The sequence below is a fragment of the Clostridium subterminale genome (genome assembly GCF_039521425.1).
Classification (GTDB): domain Bacteria; phylum Bacillota; class Clostridia; order Clostridiales; family Clostridiaceae; genus Clostridium_J; species Clostridium_J subterminale.
In genome coordinates this window covers 844,038-862,548 of record NZ_BAAACI010000001.1, presented here as the reverse complement: position 1 = coordinate 862,548, position 18,511 = coordinate 844,038, and the positions used below count along the sequence as shown (strand labels likewise).

The window sequence follows — 18,511 nt, the reverse complement described above, 5'->3', positions numbered from 1 at the left end:
TTATTTTAATTAAATAGCAAAAAAAAGATAATAATAAGTATATATCTATATATATATTTTTAATAACCGAAAGGAGGAGATTAAATGACAAATACGTTAAGTACTTCTGTAGCAGGAAGAGAAATGAAGATAGAAATCGGCAAAATTGGAATGTTATCTGATTGTGCTATGTTTATTAGTTATGGAGAGACTGTAATCCTTGTAAATGTAAATGCATCTGAAGAACCAAGACAAGGAATAGACTTTTTCCCACTAAGTGTAGAATATGAAGAAAGACTATATGCAGTAGGTAAAATTCCAGGAGGATTTTTAAAGAGAGAGGGAAGACCGTCAGAAAAAGCTATACTAAATTGTAGAGCTATAGATAGACCTATAAGACCTCTATTCCCAAAAGGATATAGAAATGATGTTCAAGTGGTTTGTACAGTATTATCTGTTGATCAAGATAATTCTCCAGAAATATTAGCTATGAATGCTGCTTCAATAGCATTACTTTTATCAAGCATACCATTTACTGACGCTGTAGCTACAGTATCAATTGGATTAATCGATGGAAAGTTTGTAGTTAACCCTACATCCAAAGAAAGAGAATTAAGTTCAATGCAATTAACTGTATGTGCTACTAAAGAAAGAGTTATGATGATAGAAGCTGGTGGAGATGAAATTCCAGAAGAAACTATGATTGAAGCTATAGACTTTGGATTTAATGAATGTCAATCTATCATAGCATTCCAAGAAGAGGCTAGAGCTAAATTTGGAAAAGTTAAACCTGAGCCAGTACTATACAAGGTGGATGCAGAAATTCAAAGTGAAGTAAAAAACTTTGCTTTTGATATGTTAAAAGAAGCTATGTATATCACTGATAAGGATGAAAGAAATCTTAAAGTAAGTGAAATTAAGGCTAAAATAAATGAAGAGTTTTCTGAAAAGTATCCAGAGGGCGGAAGTGACATAGGAGAAGTTGTTTACAATATTCAAAAGGAAATTGTAAGAAACATGTTACTTAGAGATAAGAGAAGACCTGATGGAAGAGGATTTAATCAAATTAGATCTATAGCTTGTGAAACTGGACTCCTTCCAAGAACTCATGGTACAGGATTATTTACAAGAGGATTAACTCAAGTAATGACTGTAGCTACATTAGGAGCTCTAGGTGATGTTCAAATCATAGATGGTATTGGAGAAGAAGACTTCAAGAGATATATGCATCACTACAATTTCCCAGCATACAGTGTTGGAGAAGTAAAACCACTTAGAGGACCAGGAAGAAGAGAAATAGGACACGGTGCTTTAGCTGAAAGAGCATTAGAACCACTAATTCCTTCTATAGAAGAATTCCCATATGCTATAAGACTTGTTTCAGAAGTTTTAAGTTCTAATGGATCTACATCTCAGGCAAGTGTATGTGGAAGTACATTAGCATTACTTGATGCCGGAGTTCCAATAAAGAGACCAGCAGCAGGAATTGCCATGGGACTTATAACTAGCGAAGATTTAAGTGAAGAAGCTGTAATTACAGATATTCAAGGAATCGAAGACTTCTTTGGAGATATGGACTTTAAAGTAGCTGGTACAGAAAAAGGAATAACTTCAATTCAAGTTGATACAAAAATAAAAGGATTATCTAAGTATTGCATAAGAACAGCTATAGAAGATGCTAGAACAGCTAGATTATTCATCTTAGATAAAATAAATGAATGCATAGCTGAGCCAAGAGCTGAGTTATCTCAATATGCTCCAAGAATGTACACTATAAACATAAAACCAGACAAAATTAGAGATATTATAGGACCTGGTGGAAAAACTATTAAGAAAATAATAGCAGATACAGGGGTTAAGATAGATACTAATGATGATGGTAAGATAGTTATAATGTCTACTGATAGTGAAAGTGCTAATGAAGCATTAAGAATTATAAAAGAAATCACTAAGGAAGTTGAAGTTGGCGAAATATACTTAGGTAAAGTTACTAAGATTATGGCTTTTGGTGCTTTTGTAGAAGTACTTCCAGGTAAAGAAGGCTTAGTACACATATCTAAATTAGCTAACGAAAGAGTAAACAAAGTAGAAGATATCGTAGCTATTGGGGATGAAATACTTGTAAAAGTAACAGAAATCGATTCTCAAGGAAGAGTAAATCTTTCTAGAAAAGATGCGTTAAAAGATAGTGAAGAGTCTAAAACTGAAGAGTAGATAGAAGTTAAAATAAAAAGGTAAAATGCCTTTTTATTTTTTTTATATTGGTGTTTATTATGGTAATAATTCCTCTACATAGAAATATTTTTACTGTAAAACATAAGAACATACTAGTGTATAATTTCATAAAGTATAATATAATTGTATTAAGTTTCGTTAATTTACTCATAAATGTGTAATAGAAAACATATTAATCATAGTAATTTATAAAATTATGTATGGGGTGATATGTGATGGAAGAAAAATATAGATATTTAAGTGAGATGGAACGATATGAAATTATAAATATTAATGATGGAGATAAGTATAGTGTCCTAGGCAATAATGATATAGTTATAAATGAGAATGGAGAACTAAAGCTACTATTACTTGGAGATGGAAAGTCTAGTAAGATGTTTTTTAGAAATAATGAAATGCTGGAAGTTTCATGGGATTACGTAAAGAAGATAGGTTCTAAAACTATAATCATCGATGTTGATGGGGAAACACTAAGAAAATCCCATATATAACATGGAGGTAAGTATGGATATAGTTGTTCAGAAATTTGGTGGTACATCAGTATCTAGTGAAGATAATAGAAGATTAGTTGCAAAAAAGATTAAAAATGCTATAAAGGATAGGTATAAACCTGTAGTAGTAGTATCAGCTATGGGCAGAAAAGGTTCTCCTTATGCAACAGATACATTACTATCTTTAGTTAGTGAAGAATTTAAGATAAATAATCCAAGGGGCTTAGATTTACTTTTGTCTTGTGGAGAAACTTTAAGTACAGTAGTAATGTGTAATGATTTATTAAGAGAAGGCATAGAGGCAGTTCCACTTATGGGGGGAGAAGCAGGTATAAAGACTGATAATAACTTCAATAACGCCTCCATTTTAAATGTTGATCCAAGGAGTGTACTAAAGGTATTAGAAGATGGTAAAATACCGGTAGTAGCAGGTTTTCAAGGTATAAGTGAAGAAGGTAGCATTACTACCATAGGAAGAGGTGGAAGTGACGTTACAGCAGCAATTTTAGGAGCAGCATTAAAGGCAAAGGAAGTTCAAATATATACAGATGTTGATGGTATAATGACAGCAGATCCAAGAATAGTTTCTAAGGCCTCATTAATAGAGAGTATAAGCTATGACGAAGTATTCCAATTTGCTGATCAAGGGGCTAAAGTAATACATCCTAGAGCAGTTGAAATATCTAGAAAATATAATATTCCATTAGTAATAAAAAATACTCTTAGCAATTGTGCAGGAACAACTATTTCTTCCTATGGGGAGGATAATGAAAGAATTATCACTGGAATTACTCATATGAGTAATAGAGTTCAAATAAGAGTTAATGGTGGGTCAAAGGAACACTGCAACAATATATTCCATATTTTAGCTAAAGAAGGAATAAGTATTGATTTGATAAGCGTATTCATTAAAGATAAAATATTCACTATAAGTGATGCAGACTTAGAAAAGTTCAAAAATATAGCAGCTAACTTTGAAATTACTTATCAGTACACAGAAAATTGTAGCAAAATATCTATAATAGGTTCAAAAATGAGAGGAATACCTGGAGTTATGTCTAGAATTCTAAAAGCTTTAGAAGAAGGTAATGTAGATATTCTTCAAACAGCTGATTCTCATACAACTATTTGGTGTCTTGTAGAAAGTAGTAAAGTTAAAGATGCTATAAATTTACTTCATAATGAATTTAAATTAGGATAGTATATAAACACCTCTTAATGCACAGAATAAGAAACATTAGGAGGTGTTTTTCCATGGATAATGAAGAGAAAAATAAAAAATATAAGGAAGACAAAGATACTAAACACAAAAAGAATAATAAAAGTAAAGTTATAATAAATGAAGAAAATGAAGATGAACAAAATGAAGAGGATAACTCTAGAGGACTAAGTAAGGAAGTTGCAAATCTTAAAGAAGTAGGGGTCATGTCTGTAGCTAAGGCTGATGACAGGATTCAAGTTATACCTATAGTAGGTCAAGTTGAAGGTCATAATATTTCTGGTAACCAGACTAAGTCTACTAAATATGAGTTAATCATTCCCCAGTTAATAGCTATTGAAAGAGATGATAATGTAAAAGGTATACTTATAGTATTAAACACGGCAGGAGGCGATGTGGAAGCAGGATTAGCTATTGCAGAAATGATAACTAGTCTTAGTAAGCCTACAGTATCCATAGTAATAGGTGGAGGACATTCTATCGGAGTTCCGTTAGCTACTGCATCAGATTATTCATTTATAACTCCTTCAGCTACAATGATAGTTCATCCTGTAAGAATGAATGGATTTGTTATAGGAGTGCCTCAAACATTTGAATACTTTAGAAAGATGCAGGAGCGAATAGTTGAATTTGTAGTTAGGACTTCTCAAATTAATTCAGATGAATTTAGAAATCTTATGAGTCAAACTGATGAGTTACTAAATGATATAGGAACTATATTGATAGGCGACCAAGCTGTAGAATGTGGACTTATTGATGAAGTAGGTGGAATTAGAGAAGCTTTAGATAAATTAGAAGAGTTAATAAAACAAGGAGAAACAAAAGAACAGGGAGAAATTTCAGAAGAAAATAGTAATAAATAAACAGATAAAATATTAGCTTTTAAGCATTAAGTTGTCAGCAAAAGTATGTTGACAACTTTTTATTTATAAAAAAATTTGAAATGTAGGTGGATTTCAATGTACAATATATTGAGATGGATAAATGGAAATTATTTTCATGAATCTTAGGAAAAGTTTTGGAGGAGATACTATGGCTAGAGGAAAAGAACCTTTAAAAAAGAAAAACAGTAGTAAAAAGAAGACTGTTAAAAATAATAGTTCAAAAGATAATATAGCTAAAAAAGATAGAATTTTTGATTTTAATGGAATTATACTGATAACCTTAGGCGTTTTAATATTTTTAGCTTTGTTATCAGCTATGTTTTCGGATCCAACCTCTTTGGCTGGATCAATGGGAGTATTTATTAATAGAATTTTTATAGGATTGCTTGGAATAGGTGCCTATGCTTTACCTTTTGTACTTTTATATATGGGAATAAGCTATATAAAAATAGATAAATATTTTAAAGTAAATAAAAAATCCGTTGGAATTTTAATGTTTTTAGTTACTACCATGATTTTTGTAGAACTTATAGTATTACCTGCTTACTATGTAAAAGGAAATATGGCAAGTGCTATTATAGATCAATTTAGATCTAAGTCTGTGCTTCATGGAGGTATTATATCTTTAGTAATTACGGTTCCTATAAGTTTACTTTTAGGAAAGATAGGTAGTTATATAGTTTTATTTGCGTTATATATAATATCTTTAGTTCTAATTAATAATATTACTATAAAAGAATTATTTACATTTGAAAAAGTAGAAAGTAAAAAAAGGACTAAGGATTTGAAAGCAACGAATATTGTAATAGATGAGCCTATGAAATATGTATCTGCAGATGGTAATACTATAGACAATAAAAGTAGTGAAGAATCAAAGATTAAAATCATAGATTTTATGAAGATTGATGAGGGAGATAATCAATTAGAAGGAAAAATGGAATCAATTGTAGAAGAACCTCATAAGGCAAAGGAAAATAAAAGTAACATAGAGGATGTAGATATTGACATTTCCTTTGGAGATGGAAATAAAATATATGCATATGAACATCCTTCACCAGAACTACTTCATAAAAATATAAATAGCATAGGAAAAAATGGTGATAAAAAAGAGCTTCTTAATAGTGCTAATAAACTTCAAGAAACTTTAGGAAGCTTTGGAGTTGAAGCTAAGGTAATACAGGTTACAAAAGGACCATCTGTAACTAGATTTGAATTACAACCTCATGTTGGAGTTAAGGTTAGTAAGATAGTTAATCTAGCTGATGACATAGCCCTAAATTTAGCAGCCTCAGGAGTTAGAATAGAGGCGCCAATACCAGGAAAGGCAGCAGTGGGTATAGAAGTACCTAATAAGGAGTTATCAGCTGTATTTTTGAGAGAAGTAATAGAAAGTGAAGAGTTTGCTGTTACTAAGAAAAATTTGGCATTTGCCCTTGGAAAGGATATTGCAGGAAATTGTGTAGTAGGAGATTTAACTAAGATGCCTCACCTTTTAATTGCAGGAGCTACAGGATCAGGGAAAAGTGTATGTATTAATACTCTTTTAATAAGCTTATTATATAAATATACACCCCAAGAGGTTAAATTACTTTTAATAGACCCTAAAGTGGTAGAACTAAATATATACAATGGAATACCACACCTATTAATTCCAGTAGTTACAGAGCCTAAAAAAGCTGCAGGAGCATTAAATTGGGCAGTTAATGAAATGACTAGAAGATATAAGCTCTTTGCAGATAATAACGTAAGAAATATTGAAGGATATAACGATTTTGTAGAAAAGGGAATAATAGAAGAAAAACTTCCATGGATAGTAATAATAATTGATGAGTTGGCAGACTTAATGATGGTATGTCCAAATGATGTGGAGGAATATATAGGTAGACTTGCTCAAATGGCTAGGGCGGCAGGAATGCATCTAGTAATAGCAACACAAAGGCCATCTGTAGATGTAATAACAGGAGTAATTAAAGCTAATATACCATCTAGAATATCCTTTGCAGTTTCAAGTCAAATAGACTCAAGAACTATTCTAGATTCTTCAGGAGCTGAGAAGCTTCTAGGTAAAGGGGATATGCTATATTATCCTGTGGGAGAATCTAAGCCACTTAGAATTCAAGGTGCCTTTGTGTCTGAGGAAGAAGTAGAGACTGTAGTAGAATTTATTCGTAATGGATTAAAGGAATTAGAGTATAAAAAAGAAATTATGGATGAGATAGAAAATAGTGTATCTAAATCTAAGGGGGGTGAAGACTGCGATGAGTTATTAGACGAAGCTATTAAAGTTGTATTAGAAGAAGGGCAAGCTTCAACATCCTTGTTGCAGAGAAGACTAAAAATAGGGTATAATAGAGCGGCTAGAATTATAGATGAAATGGAAGCAGAAGGGATTATATCTGGTCGTAATGGAAGTAAGCCAAGACAGGTTCTTGGAAGAGATGATACCATTAGATGATAATTTGTTAACCAAACTTTCATTGATTTTACAAAAGAAGAGGTCTTAAGTAATACAGAGATAACATAGGAGGATAAAGGTGGAAAAATTAAAATTTGGAGTAATAAATTTAGGTTGTGACAAGAATAGAATAGATGCAGAAATTATAATAAGTAATTTAAAAAGTAGGTATGAAGCAGTAGCAGATGAAAGACAGGCAGATATATTACTAGTAAACACCTGTGGATTTATAGAAACTTCTAAGCAAGAATCTATAGATACCATATTAGAAATGGCAAAGTACAAGAAAGATAAGTGTAGCGTACTAATAGCTACTGGGTGCTTAACTCAAAGATATGGTAGTGAGCTTTTAGAACTTATGCCAGAATTAGATATAATTTTAGGTGTAAATGATTATGACAAGTTACTTGAATGTATTGAAAAATCCATGGCAACTGGAGAAAAGAGCTGTATTACAACCTATAGTGATACTAATATAAATATAGGAAAAAGGCAGGTTACCACAGGAGGAACTACTGCTTATATAAGAATATCTGAAGGGTGTAACAATATTTGCGCCTACTGTGCAATTCCTAAAATAAGAGGAAAATATAGAAGTAGAGATATGGAAGATATCCTTAAAGAAGCTAAGGAATTAGCTTTAAATGGGTATAAGGAGTTAATTATAGTAGCACAAGATACTACTAATTATGGTGTAGATATATATGGAGAAAAAACTCTACACATACTTTTAAGAGAACTAGGTAAAATAAAAAGTATAAAATGGATAAGACTTCTTTATTGTTATGCAGAAGAGTTAACTGATGAAGTTATAAATGAAATAGCTATAAATGATAAGGTATGTAAGTATATAGATATTCCTATACAACATATTAGTGATGATATTTTAAAATCAATGAAAAGAAAAGGCAGAAAGAAAATAATTACTGAAAATATCAAAAAGCTTAGAGATACAGTTCCTAATATAACTATAAGAACTACTCTTATAGTAGGATTTCCAGGAGAAACAGAAGAAAACTTCTTAGAATTATTAAATTTTGTGAGAGAGACTAAGTTTGATAAGCTAGGAGTATTTACTTATTCTCAAGAGGAAGGAACTGTGGCTGCAGAAATGGAAGGTCAAATAGAAGAAGATGTTAAAGAAGAAAGACTTCACTCCATAATGATGGCTCAGCAAAGTATATCAACAGAAATAAATAAAAATAAAATAGGTAGCACCTATGATGTATTAATCGAAAGTAAAGAAAAAGGAACATATTGTGGAAGAAGTTATGAAATGGCTCCAGAAATTGACGGAGAAGTTTATGTAAAATCTAATAAATTAAGTATAGGTGATTTTGTTAAGGTTAAAATAAAAGATGCACTAGAGTATGATTTAATAGGAGAAATCGCTAAATAATTTTTAGTTTTTTATATTTATAATAAAAATATTAATTAATAATAGAGAGACAACTTTTTAAAGTTAAATTAATATTAATAAACTAAATAATTTTAAGATTTTATTGTATAATATTTGTATAAGATAAAATAATTTATAATTACTAATAGTAAGAATTTATTTTTAGTTCTTTACAATAAGATTTGAGTTTTATTTAGCTAAAATGATTATAGATTGTTAAATTTCAGGAGTAGGAGATGTTAATGATGAATCTTGCAAATAAGCTTACGGTATTAAGAATAATATTAGTTCCTATATTCTTAATATGTGCAATGGTTAATACCACCACAGCTAATATTATTGCTTTATCAATATTTATAGTAGCTTCAGTAACAGATAAATTAGATGGCTACATAGCGAGAAGCAGAAATCAGATAACTAATTTTGGGAAATTCATGGATCCTCTAGCAGACAAGCTTTTAGTTACCTGTGCTTTAATACTTTTAGTTGAAAAAGGAATTATTGCAGCTTGGGTAGTAGTTGTAATAATTGCTAGGGAATTTATAGTATCTGGCTTGAGGACGTTAGCTGCTTCACAAGGAGTGGTAATAGCTGCAAGTAATTGGGGAAAGCTGAAAACTGTAATTCAGATGATAGCTATTATAATGGGGCTATTGTCTCTAGTATATAATCCAGAATGGCTTAATATTACAACACAAGTTACTATATACCTAGCAGCTGTTATTACTATAATATCTGGAGTGGATTATTTTGTTAAAGGAAAAGATATTATAAATATTAATGAATAATGTTTATAATTCTATAACTATGTCAAAAATGGTAAAGAGTTCCTTGAAAGAAATTTAAAGGAACTCTTTACTATAACACTTGACCTGATAAATTAAATAATATATAATAAGCATATAAGAACTATTGTTCGTAATGGAAGGATGTGAACCCTAAAGGGGAATTTATGAATAACGATAAATTAAAAGCATTAGAAGCGGCTATGGGTCAAATAGAAAAGCAATTTGGTAAAGGCTCAATAATGAAATTAGGGGAAGAAAGTACTTTGAATATAGACTGCATATCTACAGGATGTTTAGGCCTGGATATTGCACTGGGAATTGGTGGAGTTCCTAGAGGAAGAATAATTGAGATATTTGGACCAGAATCATCTGGTAAAACTACTGTAGCTTTACATATAGTTGCAGAGGCTCAAAAGAACGGTGGTTGTGCAGCGTACATAGATGCAGAACATGCCCTTGATCCAGTTTATGCAAAAGCATTAGGTGTAGACATAGATAATTTAATAGTATCTCAACCAGATACAGGAGAGCAGGCTCTTGAAATTACCGAAGCTTTAGTTAGATCCGGTGCAATAGATATAGTAGTTATAGACTCTGTTGCTGCCTTAGTTCCAAAGGCTGAAATTGAAGGTGAAATGGGAGATGCCCATGTAGGTCTTCAAGCTAGACTTATGTCTCAAGCTTTAAGAAAACTTACTGGTTCTATAAACAAATCAAAATGCTCTACTATATTTATAAACCAATTGAGAGAAAAAGTTGGAGTTATGTTTGGAAATCCAGAAACAACTCCAGGAGGAAGAGCTCTTAAATTCTATGCATCTGTAAGAATTGACGTAAGAAAGATAGATACTATTAAACAAGGAGAAACCTTCTTAGGAAATAGAACTAGAGCTAAGTTAACTAAGAATAAAGTTGCGCCACCATTTAAACAAGCAGAATTTGATATTATGTATGGTGAAGGAATATCTAGAGTTGGAGATGTATTAGATATTGGTGTTAAAGAAGAAATTGTACAAAAGAGTGGTGCTTGGTTTGCATACGGAGACGTAAGACTGGGTCAAGGTAGAGAAAATGCTAAAAACTTTTTTAAGGAAAACCCAGAAATTGCTAATGAAATCGAAAATAAAATAAGAGAAAAGTATTCTTTGCCGTTAAGTAACAATGCAGTAAAATTTGAGAATAAAGTAGAAGAAAATTAAAATTATCCTATTAAATAGATATAAAATATAATTATATATACAATAAAAAGATATATGAAGCTTTAAGTTAAAATATACACTTTGAGCTTTATATATCTTTTTTAATTAAAATTTAAAAGAATATGTATGAAATATATAAATAAATGTATAATTAAGATGTGTGATATTTTTATAGAAAAATTAAAGGTGATATTCTAATTAAAAATTTTTTTAAAAAGGTTGAAGTGAAGCCTAAGAGCTAGGTTGAGAGAATTTGTAGTATTTAGTAATAACCTTGACAATGATGTTAAAGTAATATAAAATGAATACAAATACTGGTTTAATATAAAAGGAATTGAATAGAATATGCACCTTTTCGAGCTTTCATTTTACTGCTAATATATGTCATAAAATAAGCAAAGGAGGTGTTGGAAAATGACTGAACCAAGTCAAATTATTTTAATAATAGCTATTGCGCTAGTTGTTTGTTTAGTCGCTATTTTTGTTTTTATTTATACAAGAAAGAATATATCTTTAGCTAACGTATCTAAATCAGAGGAAGACGCTAAAAAGATTTTAGGTGAAGCGCAAAAAGAAGCAGAATCTAAAAAGAAAGAAGCAATCCTTGAAGCTAAAGAAGAAGTTCATAGATTAAGAGCTGATTTTGATAAAGAATCCAGAGAAAGAAGAAATGAAATTCAGCGATTAGAAAGAAGGGTTCTTCAAAAAGAGGAAACTTTAGATAAGAAAACCCTATCAATAGAAAGAAAAGAAGAAGTATTATCTAAAAAACAACAAGAGGTTGAGACATTAGAATCAGGAATACAAGAGTTATATAATAGTGTAAGAGAAGAATTACAAAGAGTAGCAGGATTAACCTCAGAAGAAGCAAAGCAAATACTATTAGACGAAGTCAAAAAAGAAATTAAACATGAAACAGCAATAATGATTAAAGAAATTGAAGTTAAAGCTAAAGAAGAAGCCGATAAAAAGGCAAGAGAAATTATAACATATGCTATACAGAGATGTGCAGCAGACCATGTAGCTGAATCTACAGTACATGTTGTATCACTTCCTAACGATGAAATGAAGGGAAGGATTATAGGGCGTGAAGGTAGAAATATAAGAGCCCTTGAAACTTTAACTGGAGTTGATTTAATAATAGATGATACTCCGGAAGCTGTTATTCTTTCAGCTTTTGATCCTATTAGAAGAGAGGTAGCTAAGATTGCCTTAGAAAAACTAATAGTTGATGGAAGAATACACCCAGCAAGAATTGAGGAAATGGTTGAAAAAGCGAAAAAAGATGTTGAAAATGACATAAGAGAAGAGGGCGAGCAAGCCACCTTTGAAACTGGTATCCATGGATTACATGTGGAAATAATCAGACTTTTAGGAAGATTGAAATATAGAACTAGTTATGGTCAAAATGTATTAAAACATTCTATAGAAGTTTCATACTTAGCAGGCCTTATGGCATCAGAGCTTGGAATAGATCCTACCATGGCAAAAAGGTGTGGATTATTACATGATATCGGTAAAGCTGTAGACCATGAAGTAGAAGGACCACATGCACTAATTGGTGCTGAGTTAGCTAAAAAATGTCATGAATCTCCAATAGTTGTAAATGCTATTGCAGCTCATCATGGAGATGTAGAGTATCAATCTCTAGAAGCAGTACTAGTTCAAGCAGCAGATGCTATATCAGCAGCTAGACCAGGTGCTAGAAGAGAAACTCTAGAAGCCTATATAAAAAGATTAGAAAAATTAGAAGAAATCGCAAACTCATATGAATGTGTAGAAAAGTCATATGCAATTCAAGCCGGAAGAGAAATCAGAATTATGATTAAACCAGAAGATATTGATGATGCAGGTGCTATTGAAGTGGCTAGAGATATTGTCAAGAAGATAGAATCAGAACTAGAATATCCAGGTCAAATAAAGGTTAATGTTATCAGAGAAACAAGAGCAGTAGAATATGCAAAGTAAAATTAGGTAATGAAAAAAGTGAGTCTCCTATTTATTAGGAGGCTTTTATTTTTTTAGCTGTTATTTTAAGTAAAGTTTTAATTTGCAATAAACTAAAATTGTATTTTCAATAAAAGGAATTTTCAATTAAGTGTAGAAATAATATATAAGATTCTAATAATATTAATTTAATAAGTGATAAGTAGTAGTAGTAGGAGGTTTAATATGGAGGTATTAAAAGTTTCAGCAAGATCTAATCCTAATTCAGTAGCAGGGGCTCTAGCAGGTGTACTAAAACAAAGTAACGGAGCAGAAATTCAAGCTATAGGAGCAGGAGCGATCAATCAAGCAGTAAAGGCTGTAGCTATAGCTAGAGGATTTGTGGCACCTAGTGGAGTTGACTTAGTATGTATACCAGCATTTACGGATGTAGAAATCGATGGGGAAGAAAGAACTGCTATTAAATTAATAGTACAATCTAAATAAATAATTTTTAATTTATAAAGACATGAAATTAAAAATTTAGTTTCATGTCTTTATATTTGGAGTAAATAAGTTTATGATTTTTGGACAAATATTATTAAAAGTTAGTATGTAAAAATAAAAAATGCGAATAATAATAGTACGTTAAAATTACCGTATAATCTTTACACTATATAGAATAAGTGGTATTATACAGATATGAAGTTTATCTTTCATATGAAGCCATAATGCATTGAAAAATTCATTAGATGTAGAATATCCAACTCGTTTATTATATTTTTGAAAGTATAATAAAATGAAAAGGTTTAAATAATATTTCTTTTATTTGGATAGTTTTAATTATTTTATATTGTAAAGAATAAATATTAATGGGGGTAGTTATAATGATGCTATCAAAAAAAGCAATGGGAATTTCACCATCACTAACATTAGCAATTACAGCAAAGGCTAAAAAGATGAAAGCTGAGGGGATTGACGTTATAGGCTTCGGTGCAGGAGAGCCAGATTTTAATACTCCAAAAAATATTCAACAAGCTGCTATAAAGGCAATTGAAGCAGGCCAAACAAGATATACAGCAGCTTCAGGTATAATTGAATTAAAGGAAGCGGTTGTAAATAAGTTTAAAAAAGATAATAACTTAACTTATAAAACTTCTCAAATTATTATTTCCACAGGAGCTAAACAATGTTTAGCAAATATTTTTCAAGCTATATTGAATCCAGGAGATGAAGTTTTAATAGGTGCTCCATATTGGGTTAGTTATCCAGAACTTGTACAATTGGCTGATGGAGTTCCAACTTTTGTTGAAACAGAAGAAAGTAATTCTTTTAAATTAACAGTGGAAGCTTTGGAAAAAGCAGTAAATGAAAAAACTAAAGCTATGATACTAAATAGCCCTAATAATCCAACTGGAACAGCGTACACGAAAGAAGAGTTAGAAAAAATTGCAGCTTTTGCACAAAAACATGATATAATAATTATATCAGATGAAATATATGAAAAACTTTTATATGGAGAAAGTGGTCATATTTCTGTAGCAAGTTTATCTGAAGATGCCTATAATAGAACAATAGTAATAAATGGGGTTTCTAAAGCTTATGCTATGACTGGATGGAGAATTGGTTATGCAGCAACTAGTGAAAAGATAACTTCATTAATGTCAAACATACAAAGTCATACTACTTCAAATCCATGTTCAATATCTCAATATGCATCTGTAGAAGCTTTAAATGGAGATCAAAGTGAAGTTGAAAGAATGAAACAGGAATTTAAAAAGAGAAGAGATTTTATGGTAGATAGAATTAATTCTATAAATAACTTATCCTGCGTTAAGCCAGAAGGTGCATTCTACGTTATGGTAAACATATCAAAGGTATTAAATAAGGAAGTGGACGGTAAGATTATAAAAGATTCTCTTACATTCAGTGACCTACTTCTTGAGAAGGAGAAGGTAGCAGTAATACCAGGTATTGCTTTTGGAGTAGATGATTTTATAAGATTATCTTATGCTACATCTATGGAAAACATAGAAAAAGGATTGAATAGAATAGAAGACTTTGTTAATGGCATAAAATAAATTCTCGTAAATGAGGTGATAATATGCTAACAAAGGAAATAATTATTAATAATCCACAGGGATTACATGCAAGACCAGCAACTTTATTAGTTCAAAAGGCTACTACTTTTAAGTGCGAGGTTACTATAGAATGTAATGGCAAAGGAGCTAATGCAAAAAGTCTCATTGGAGTGTTATCCTTAGGAGTTAATAAGGGATATACAGTAAAAATTATAACTAATGGAACTGATGAGGAACTTGCGCTTACAGAAATCATTTCTACTGTAGAAGGATTATAATTCAGATAAAAGAACTGCTAAGGCAGTTCTTTTGTTCTATAGTAGGATTTTGACATTGAGGAGGATTTTATGAATGAAATAATAATACATAGTAACAAGGAACTTTATTTAGAAAAAAATAAACATTTTATTCAATGCTTCCTAGATATAAAGGGTGGAAGAAGTAAATATACAGCCATTAGCTATGAAAAAGATATAAAGGATTTTTTTAATACAGAGATTATAACTAGTATAACAATAGAAAACATAAGAGAAATAAATATATTTCATGTTCAAAAGTTTATACTAGATTTGCAAAATGAAGGGTTATCTTCTGCTACTATAAATAGAAAGATATCATCCCTTTCTGCTCTTTATAAGTGGCTTATGAAGTATGAGGATAATTACAGTGATATAAGAATTATTAAGTTTAATCCTTTTGCAAATGTAAAGGAAGAAAAACCTATTGTAACTAATAAAGTTACGGAATTTTTAACTGAGGAAGAAAGCAAGATTTTACTAGGCAGTATTGATACTACAACTGTATTAGGACTTAGGAATAAAGCTATATTAGCATTAGCACTTACCACTGCATTAAGAAAATCAGAAATGATAAATATAAGAATATGTCATATAAAAAAGTATGGAGAGTATGATGTCATAGAAGTAACTAGAAAAGGAAATAAAAAGGATCTAGTAAAGCTTCAGCCTAAGGTGAAAAGTTTAATTGAGGAGTATATTTTAGTTACCGGTAGAGAGAAAGAAGAATTTAAGAACAACTATTTATTTATAGGACACTCATCTAATAATAGAAATGGAGAAAAGTTAAATCCTAGTACTTTAAACTATATGCTGAAAAGTATATGTAGTAAGTGCGATATAAATAAAAAACTAAAAGTTCACTCCACTAGACACACAGCGATCACTATGGCCATTACTCAAGGAGCCACCATAGAAAAAGTTAGAGAATTTGCAGCTCATAGTAGTATTGCTACTACGAATAGATATGTTCACTCTATAGACAAGCTTAAAGATAACCCTGGAGATAATATGGATATAATATAAAGTTATAGGAATTTATTAGAGGCTAAAAGCATACATTTTTAATGTAATATAAAAAATGGAGGTATGTTCATGGCTTTTGATAATGAATATGAATTTGTACCCTTGGCTCCTATGACACATAATTCTTTGCCGGATGAAATGAAAGATTTCATATCTGTATGTGGGATGATGGGAGTAATGCCAAGAAATAATTTTATACATCCAATGCAAAAAGAACTGGCTGAAATTATAGATTTAAAAGAAACTCATGAGGATATAGATATTCCTACGGAGGCTTATTTTGATGAAGACTTTGAAGATGATGTAGAGAGATATGTAGAAGAGAATGGAAATAGATTATTGAAAGACTTTGGCGATGAAAATGACTTTAAACTTAGACAGGCTTCATCAAAAGAAGAAAATAATGATGAACTTATGAGAATAGAAAAAGTTATTAAATCTATAGAAAGAAATAATTTAGGAGTTTTTAAATTTTTAGAAGTTAATGGTATGCCTTATGAAAAAGCAAAAAAATTTATTCGAAGAATAATAAGGCTATCCATTCGTTATGCTGAATAAGCTGAATAAAAAAATCGACTTTGTCGATTTTTTTATTTTTAAAGTAAATTCTATAGTAATATTTATCTTTAATTATATATATAAATTAATAGGACAGGTTATTTCAAATTTAAAGTTAATTTATATTAATTAGAAATGGGGGTATAAAATGAAGTACACAAGATACAATATAAAATCTAAACCAAAGAAGAGTAACAGTTTTTTATTTTACTTAGCTATAACTTTGCTTATGGCACTACTATTAGGAACTTTTATATTTAAATTTATACTTAAAGACTCAGGCAAAATAGGATTTCTAAAAGGATTAGATATAAGCAATTCTGAGCAGAAACAAAATAGTGGTAAAGAACCTAGTAAAGGTGAGGTGAAGGAAGAAGGAAATCCAAGTGAAGTAAAAGAAGAAAAAGCTGTATCAGAATATAATTTTTATATACTACAGTGTGGTGTATTTAAAGTGAAAAGTAATGCTGAGGAAACTTTAAATAAACTATCATCCTTTGGAAATCCTTTTATAGGAGAAGAGGGAGAGTTATCTAAGGTGTACTTTGGAATATATTCTGATAAAAATATAGAAAGTGGAGCTTCCATTTTAAAAGAAAAAGGGGTAGATAATACCAAAGTAACTATAAATATACCTATGGAGGATAAATCTACAAAACAATTTTGTGAAATTGTAGATAGTTTGTTGCAAGTAGTGAATAAAACTTCAGAAAGCGGTGTAAAATCTATTAATTCAAGTGAACTTAAAAAGTGGATAGATGGGTTGGAGAAAATAGATGAGACTATGAAACAATATAATGAAGTTAATTCTTTAAAGGAATATATTAAGGCTCTCCCAGATGAAATAGATAAAACTAAGGATGGAGAAGTATTAAAATATGTCTATGACCAGTTAATAAAATTTAAAAAGTAATGTAGATATTATCATAAATAAGTATATACAAGGCTATCTGTGAACAAAAGTTCACAGATAGCCTTAATTTATAAAAAAAGTTTAAAAAATTTGTTATGGTCTTGTGTAAAAAAATATTAAATGTTACACTATATAAGATATAAAATATTATTGGTTAGTACAAATAGTATATTGAACATTTTAAATATACTGGGGGATATTTTTATGGGAAAATCATATAAAACCACTAAAGAGTATGTATTTATAACTCTTTTAGGAGCTATTTCTGGAAGCTTTATTGGAGAATTTTTAGGAAATACTTTTAAAGCCTTAGATTTTTTAGGAAAGAACTATTTTATAGGGTTAAAAAATCCTTTAGTCATTGATTTAAAAGTTTTAGAATTAACTTTTGGTCTAGGATTTGGTCTGAATTTAATGGCTATAGTAGGTATGGTTTTAGCAATAGTATTATATAAAAAATTCTAGGAGGAAGTTATGGATATAGTATTAGCTTCTGCATCACCGCGAAGACAGGAATTATTAAAAAGGTTAGTATATAATTTTCAAATAGAGATTAGTAACTTTGATGAGGGTTCTATCAGATTTCAAGGTGATATAGATAAACATGTATGTGATTTGGCTGAAGGAAAAGCTAGAAATATTTTGAATAAAGTGCAGAAAAATAGTATTGTCATAGGGTGTGATACTGTAGTATATTTAAATGGCAAAATTCTTGGGAAACCAATAAATGATAAAGATGCATTTGAAATGCTAAAGTCACTCAGTGGAAATGTACATAAAGTTTATTCAGGATTAGTTTTAATAAACAGTAAAACCAATGAATTAATAAGGAAAAGTGTTTGTACTGAAGTTAAATTTATGAATCTATCTGAGGATATGATGCTTAGGTATATAAAATCAGGACAATGCAAGGATAAAGCTGGCGCCTATGGGATACAAGACGATGCTGCTGTATTTGTTGAGAATATTAATGGCTGTTATTACAATGTAGTAGGCTTGCCTTTAAATACTTTATATTTATCACTAAGGGAGATGGGGGTAAATCAATAAAGGAGTTAATTT

Annotated in this window: 17 protein-coding genes; all 17 read left to right on the top strand. The window is 30.4% G+C overall.

The genetic code is table 11. The features are described from left to right. Positions 1-84 precede the first annotated feature (84 nt). Positions 85-2,193 (top strand): polyribonucleotide nucleotidyltransferase, encoded by a 2,109-nt coding sequence (locus tag ABDZ93_RS04380; RefSeq protein WP_343823976.1) that lies wholly within the window; start codon positions 85-87, stop codon positions 2,191-2,193. A 236-nt stretch (positions 2,194-2,429) separates the two neighbouring features. Further along, positions 2,430-2,705, top strand: coding sequence for a YlmC/YmxH family sporulation protein (locus ABDZ93_RS04375; RefSeq protein WP_035132817.1), 276 nt, complete (start codon positions 2,430-2,432; stop codon positions 2,703-2,705). Positions 2,706-2,718: 13 nt separating this feature from the next. Then, positions 2,719-3,906, top strand: coding sequence for an aspartate kinase (gene dapG / locus ABDZ93_RS04370; protein ID WP_343823971.1), 1,188 nt, complete (start codon positions 2,719-2,721; stop codon positions 3,904-3,906). Between the two features lie 53 nt (positions 3,907-3,959). Beyond that, positions 3,960-4,787: a ClpP family protease gene (locus ABDZ93_RS04365; RefSeq protein WP_343823969.1), complete on the top strand. Its 828-nt coding sequence runs from the start codon at positions 3,960-3,962 to the stop codon at positions 4,785-4,787. Between the two features lie 169 nt (positions 4,788-4,956). After that, positions 4,957-7,263 (top strand): FtsK/SpoIIIE family DNA translocase, encoded by a 2,307-nt coding sequence (locus ABDZ93_RS04360; protein ID WP_343823968.1) that lies wholly within the window; start codon positions 4,957-4,959, stop codon positions 7,261-7,263. 79 nt (positions 7,264-7,342) lie between these two features. After that, on the top strand, positions 7,343-8,662 hold the full coding sequence (rimO, locus tag ABDZ93_RS04355) for a 30S ribosomal protein S12 methylthiotransferase RimO (RefSeq protein WP_343823967.1): 1,320 nt from the start codon (positions 7,343-7,345) through the stop codon (positions 8,660-8,662). A gap of 245 nt (positions 8,663-8,907) precedes the next feature. After that, positions 8,908-9,450 carry a CDP-diacylglycerol--glycerol-3-phosphate 3-phosphatidyltransferase gene (pgsA, locus tag ABDZ93_RS04350; protein ID WP_343824529.1) on the top strand — a complete coding sequence of 181 codons (543 nt, stop codon included), beginning with the start codon at positions 8,908-8,910 and terminating at the stop codon, positions 9,448-9,450. Between the two features lie 164 nt (positions 9,451-9,614). Continuing rightward, positions 9,615-10,649: a recombinase RecA gene (gene recA / locus ABDZ93_RS04345; RefSeq protein ID WP_343823965.1), complete on the top strand. Its 1,035-nt coding sequence runs from the start codon at positions 9,615-9,617 to the stop codon at positions 10,647-10,649. Between the two features lie 414 nt (positions 10,650-11,063). Next, positions 11,064-12,617 carry a ribonuclease Y gene (gene rny, locus ABDZ93_RS04340; RefSeq protein ID WP_343823963.1) on the top strand — a complete coding sequence of 518 codons (1,554 nt, stop codon included), beginning with the start codon at positions 11,064-11,066 and terminating at the stop codon, positions 12,615-12,617. 204 nt (positions 12,618-12,821) lie between these two features. Further along, the gene (locus ABDZ93_RS04335; RefSeq protein ID WP_343823961.1) at positions 12,822-13,082 is read left to right on the top strand and encodes a stage V sporulation protein S; all 261 of its coding nucleotides are present in this window, start codon (positions 12,822-12,824) and stop codon (positions 13,080-13,082) included. A gap of 380 nt (positions 13,083-13,462) precedes the next feature. Beyond that, positions 13,463-14,656, top strand: coding sequence for a pyridoxal phosphate-dependent aminotransferase (locus ABDZ93_RS04330; RefSeq protein WP_343823959.1), 1,194 nt, complete (start codon positions 13,463-13,465; stop codon positions 14,654-14,656). 23 nt (positions 14,657-14,679) lie between these two features. Further along, positions 14,680-14,934 (top strand): HPr family phosphocarrier protein, encoded by a 255-nt coding sequence (locus ABDZ93_RS04325; RefSeq protein ID WP_035128745.1) that lies wholly within the window; start codon positions 14,680-14,682, stop codon positions 14,932-14,934. 69 nt (positions 14,935-15,003) lie between these two features. Continuing rightward, positions 15,004-15,978 (top strand): tyrosine-type recombinase/integrase, encoded by a 975-nt coding sequence (locus tag ABDZ93_RS04320; RefSeq protein WP_343823955.1) that lies wholly within the window; start codon positions 15,004-15,006, stop codon positions 15,976-15,978. A gap of 69 nt (positions 15,979-16,047) precedes the next feature. Further along, on the top strand, positions 16,048-16,536 hold the full coding sequence (locus ABDZ93_RS04315) for a hypothetical protein (protein ID WP_343823953.1): 489 nt from the start codon (positions 16,048-16,050) through the stop codon (positions 16,534-16,536). Positions 16,537-16,684: 148 nt separating this feature from the next. Next, the gene (locus ABDZ93_RS04310) at positions 16,685-17,449 is read left to right on the top strand and encodes an SPOR domain-containing protein (RefSeq protein WP_343823951.1); all 765 of its coding nucleotides are present in this window, start codon (positions 16,685-16,687) and stop codon (positions 17,447-17,449) included. Positions 17,450-17,653: 204 nt separating this feature from the next. Further along, a complete protein-coding gene (locus tag ABDZ93_RS04305; RefSeq protein WP_343823949.1) occupies positions 17,654-17,914 on the top strand; it encodes a DUF4321 domain-containing protein in 261 nt (86 codons plus the stop codon). Positions 17,915-17,923: 9 nt separating this feature from the next. After that, positions 17,924-18,499, top strand: a complete 576-nt coding sequence (locus tag ABDZ93_RS04300) for a Maf-like protein (RefSeq protein ID WP_343823947.1) — start codon at positions 17,924-17,926, stop codon at positions 18,497-18,499. Positions 18,500-18,511: the final 12 nt, after the last annotated feature.

Bases quoted from the DNA above. Each gene is read 5' to 3' on its own strand.
- ABDZ93_RS04380 (WP_343823976.1), top strand. From the start codon at position 85: ATGACAAATACGTTAAGTACTTCTGTAGCAGGAAGAGAAATGAAGATA.
- ABDZ93_RS04375 (WP_035132817.1), top strand. From the start codon at position 2,430: ATGGAAGAAAAATATAGATATTTAAGTGAGATGGAACGATATGAAATT.
- dapG (WP_343823971.1), top strand. From the start codon at position 2,719: ATGGATATAGTTGTTCAGAAATTTGGTGGTACATCAGTATCTAGTGAA.
- ABDZ93_RS04365 (WP_343823969.1), top strand. From the start codon at position 3,960: ATGGATAATGAAGAGAAAAATAAAAAATATAAGGAAGACAAAGATACT.
- ABDZ93_RS04360 (WP_343823968.1), top strand. From the start codon at position 4,957: ATGGCTAGAGGAAAAGAACCTTTAAAAAAGAAAAACAGTAGTAAAAAG.
- pgsA (WP_343824529.1), top strand. From the start codon at position 8,908: ATGAATCTTGCAAATAAGCTTACGGTATTAAGAATAATATTAGTTCCT.
- recA (WP_343823965.1), top strand. From the start codon at position 9,615: ATGAATAACGATAAATTAAAAGCATTAGAAGCGGCTATGGGTCAAATA.
- rny (WP_343823963.1), top strand. From the start codon at position 11,064: ATGACTGAACCAAGTCAAATTATTTTAATAATAGCTATTGCGCTAGTT.
- ABDZ93_RS04335 (WP_343823961.1), top strand. From the start codon at position 12,822: ATGGAGGTATTAAAAGTTTCAGCAAGATCTAATCCTAATTCAGTAGCA.
- ABDZ93_RS04330 (WP_343823959.1), top strand. From the start codon at position 13,463: ATGATGCTATCAAAAAAAGCAATGGGAATTTCACCATCACTAACATTA.
- ABDZ93_RS04325 (WP_035128745.1), top strand. From the start codon at position 14,680: ATGCTAACAAAGGAAATAATTATTAATAATCCACAGGGATTACATGCA.
- ABDZ93_RS04320 (WP_343823955.1), top strand. From the start codon at position 15,004: ATGAATGAAATAATAATACATAGTAACAAGGAACTTTATTTAGAAAAA.
- ABDZ93_RS04315 (WP_343823953.1), top strand. From the start codon at position 16,048: ATGGCTTTTGATAATGAATATGAATTTGTACCCTTGGCTCCTATGACA.
- ABDZ93_RS04310 (WP_343823951.1), top strand. From the start codon at position 16,685: ATGAAGTACACAAGATACAATATAAAATCTAAACCAAAGAAGAGTAAC.
- ABDZ93_RS04305 (WP_343823949.1), top strand. From the start codon at position 17,654: ATGGGAAAATCATATAAAACCACTAAAGAGTATGTATTTATAACTCTT.
- ABDZ93_RS04300 (WP_343823947.1), top strand. From the start codon at position 17,924: ATGGATATAGTATTAGCTTCTGCATCACCGCGAAGACAGGAATTATTA.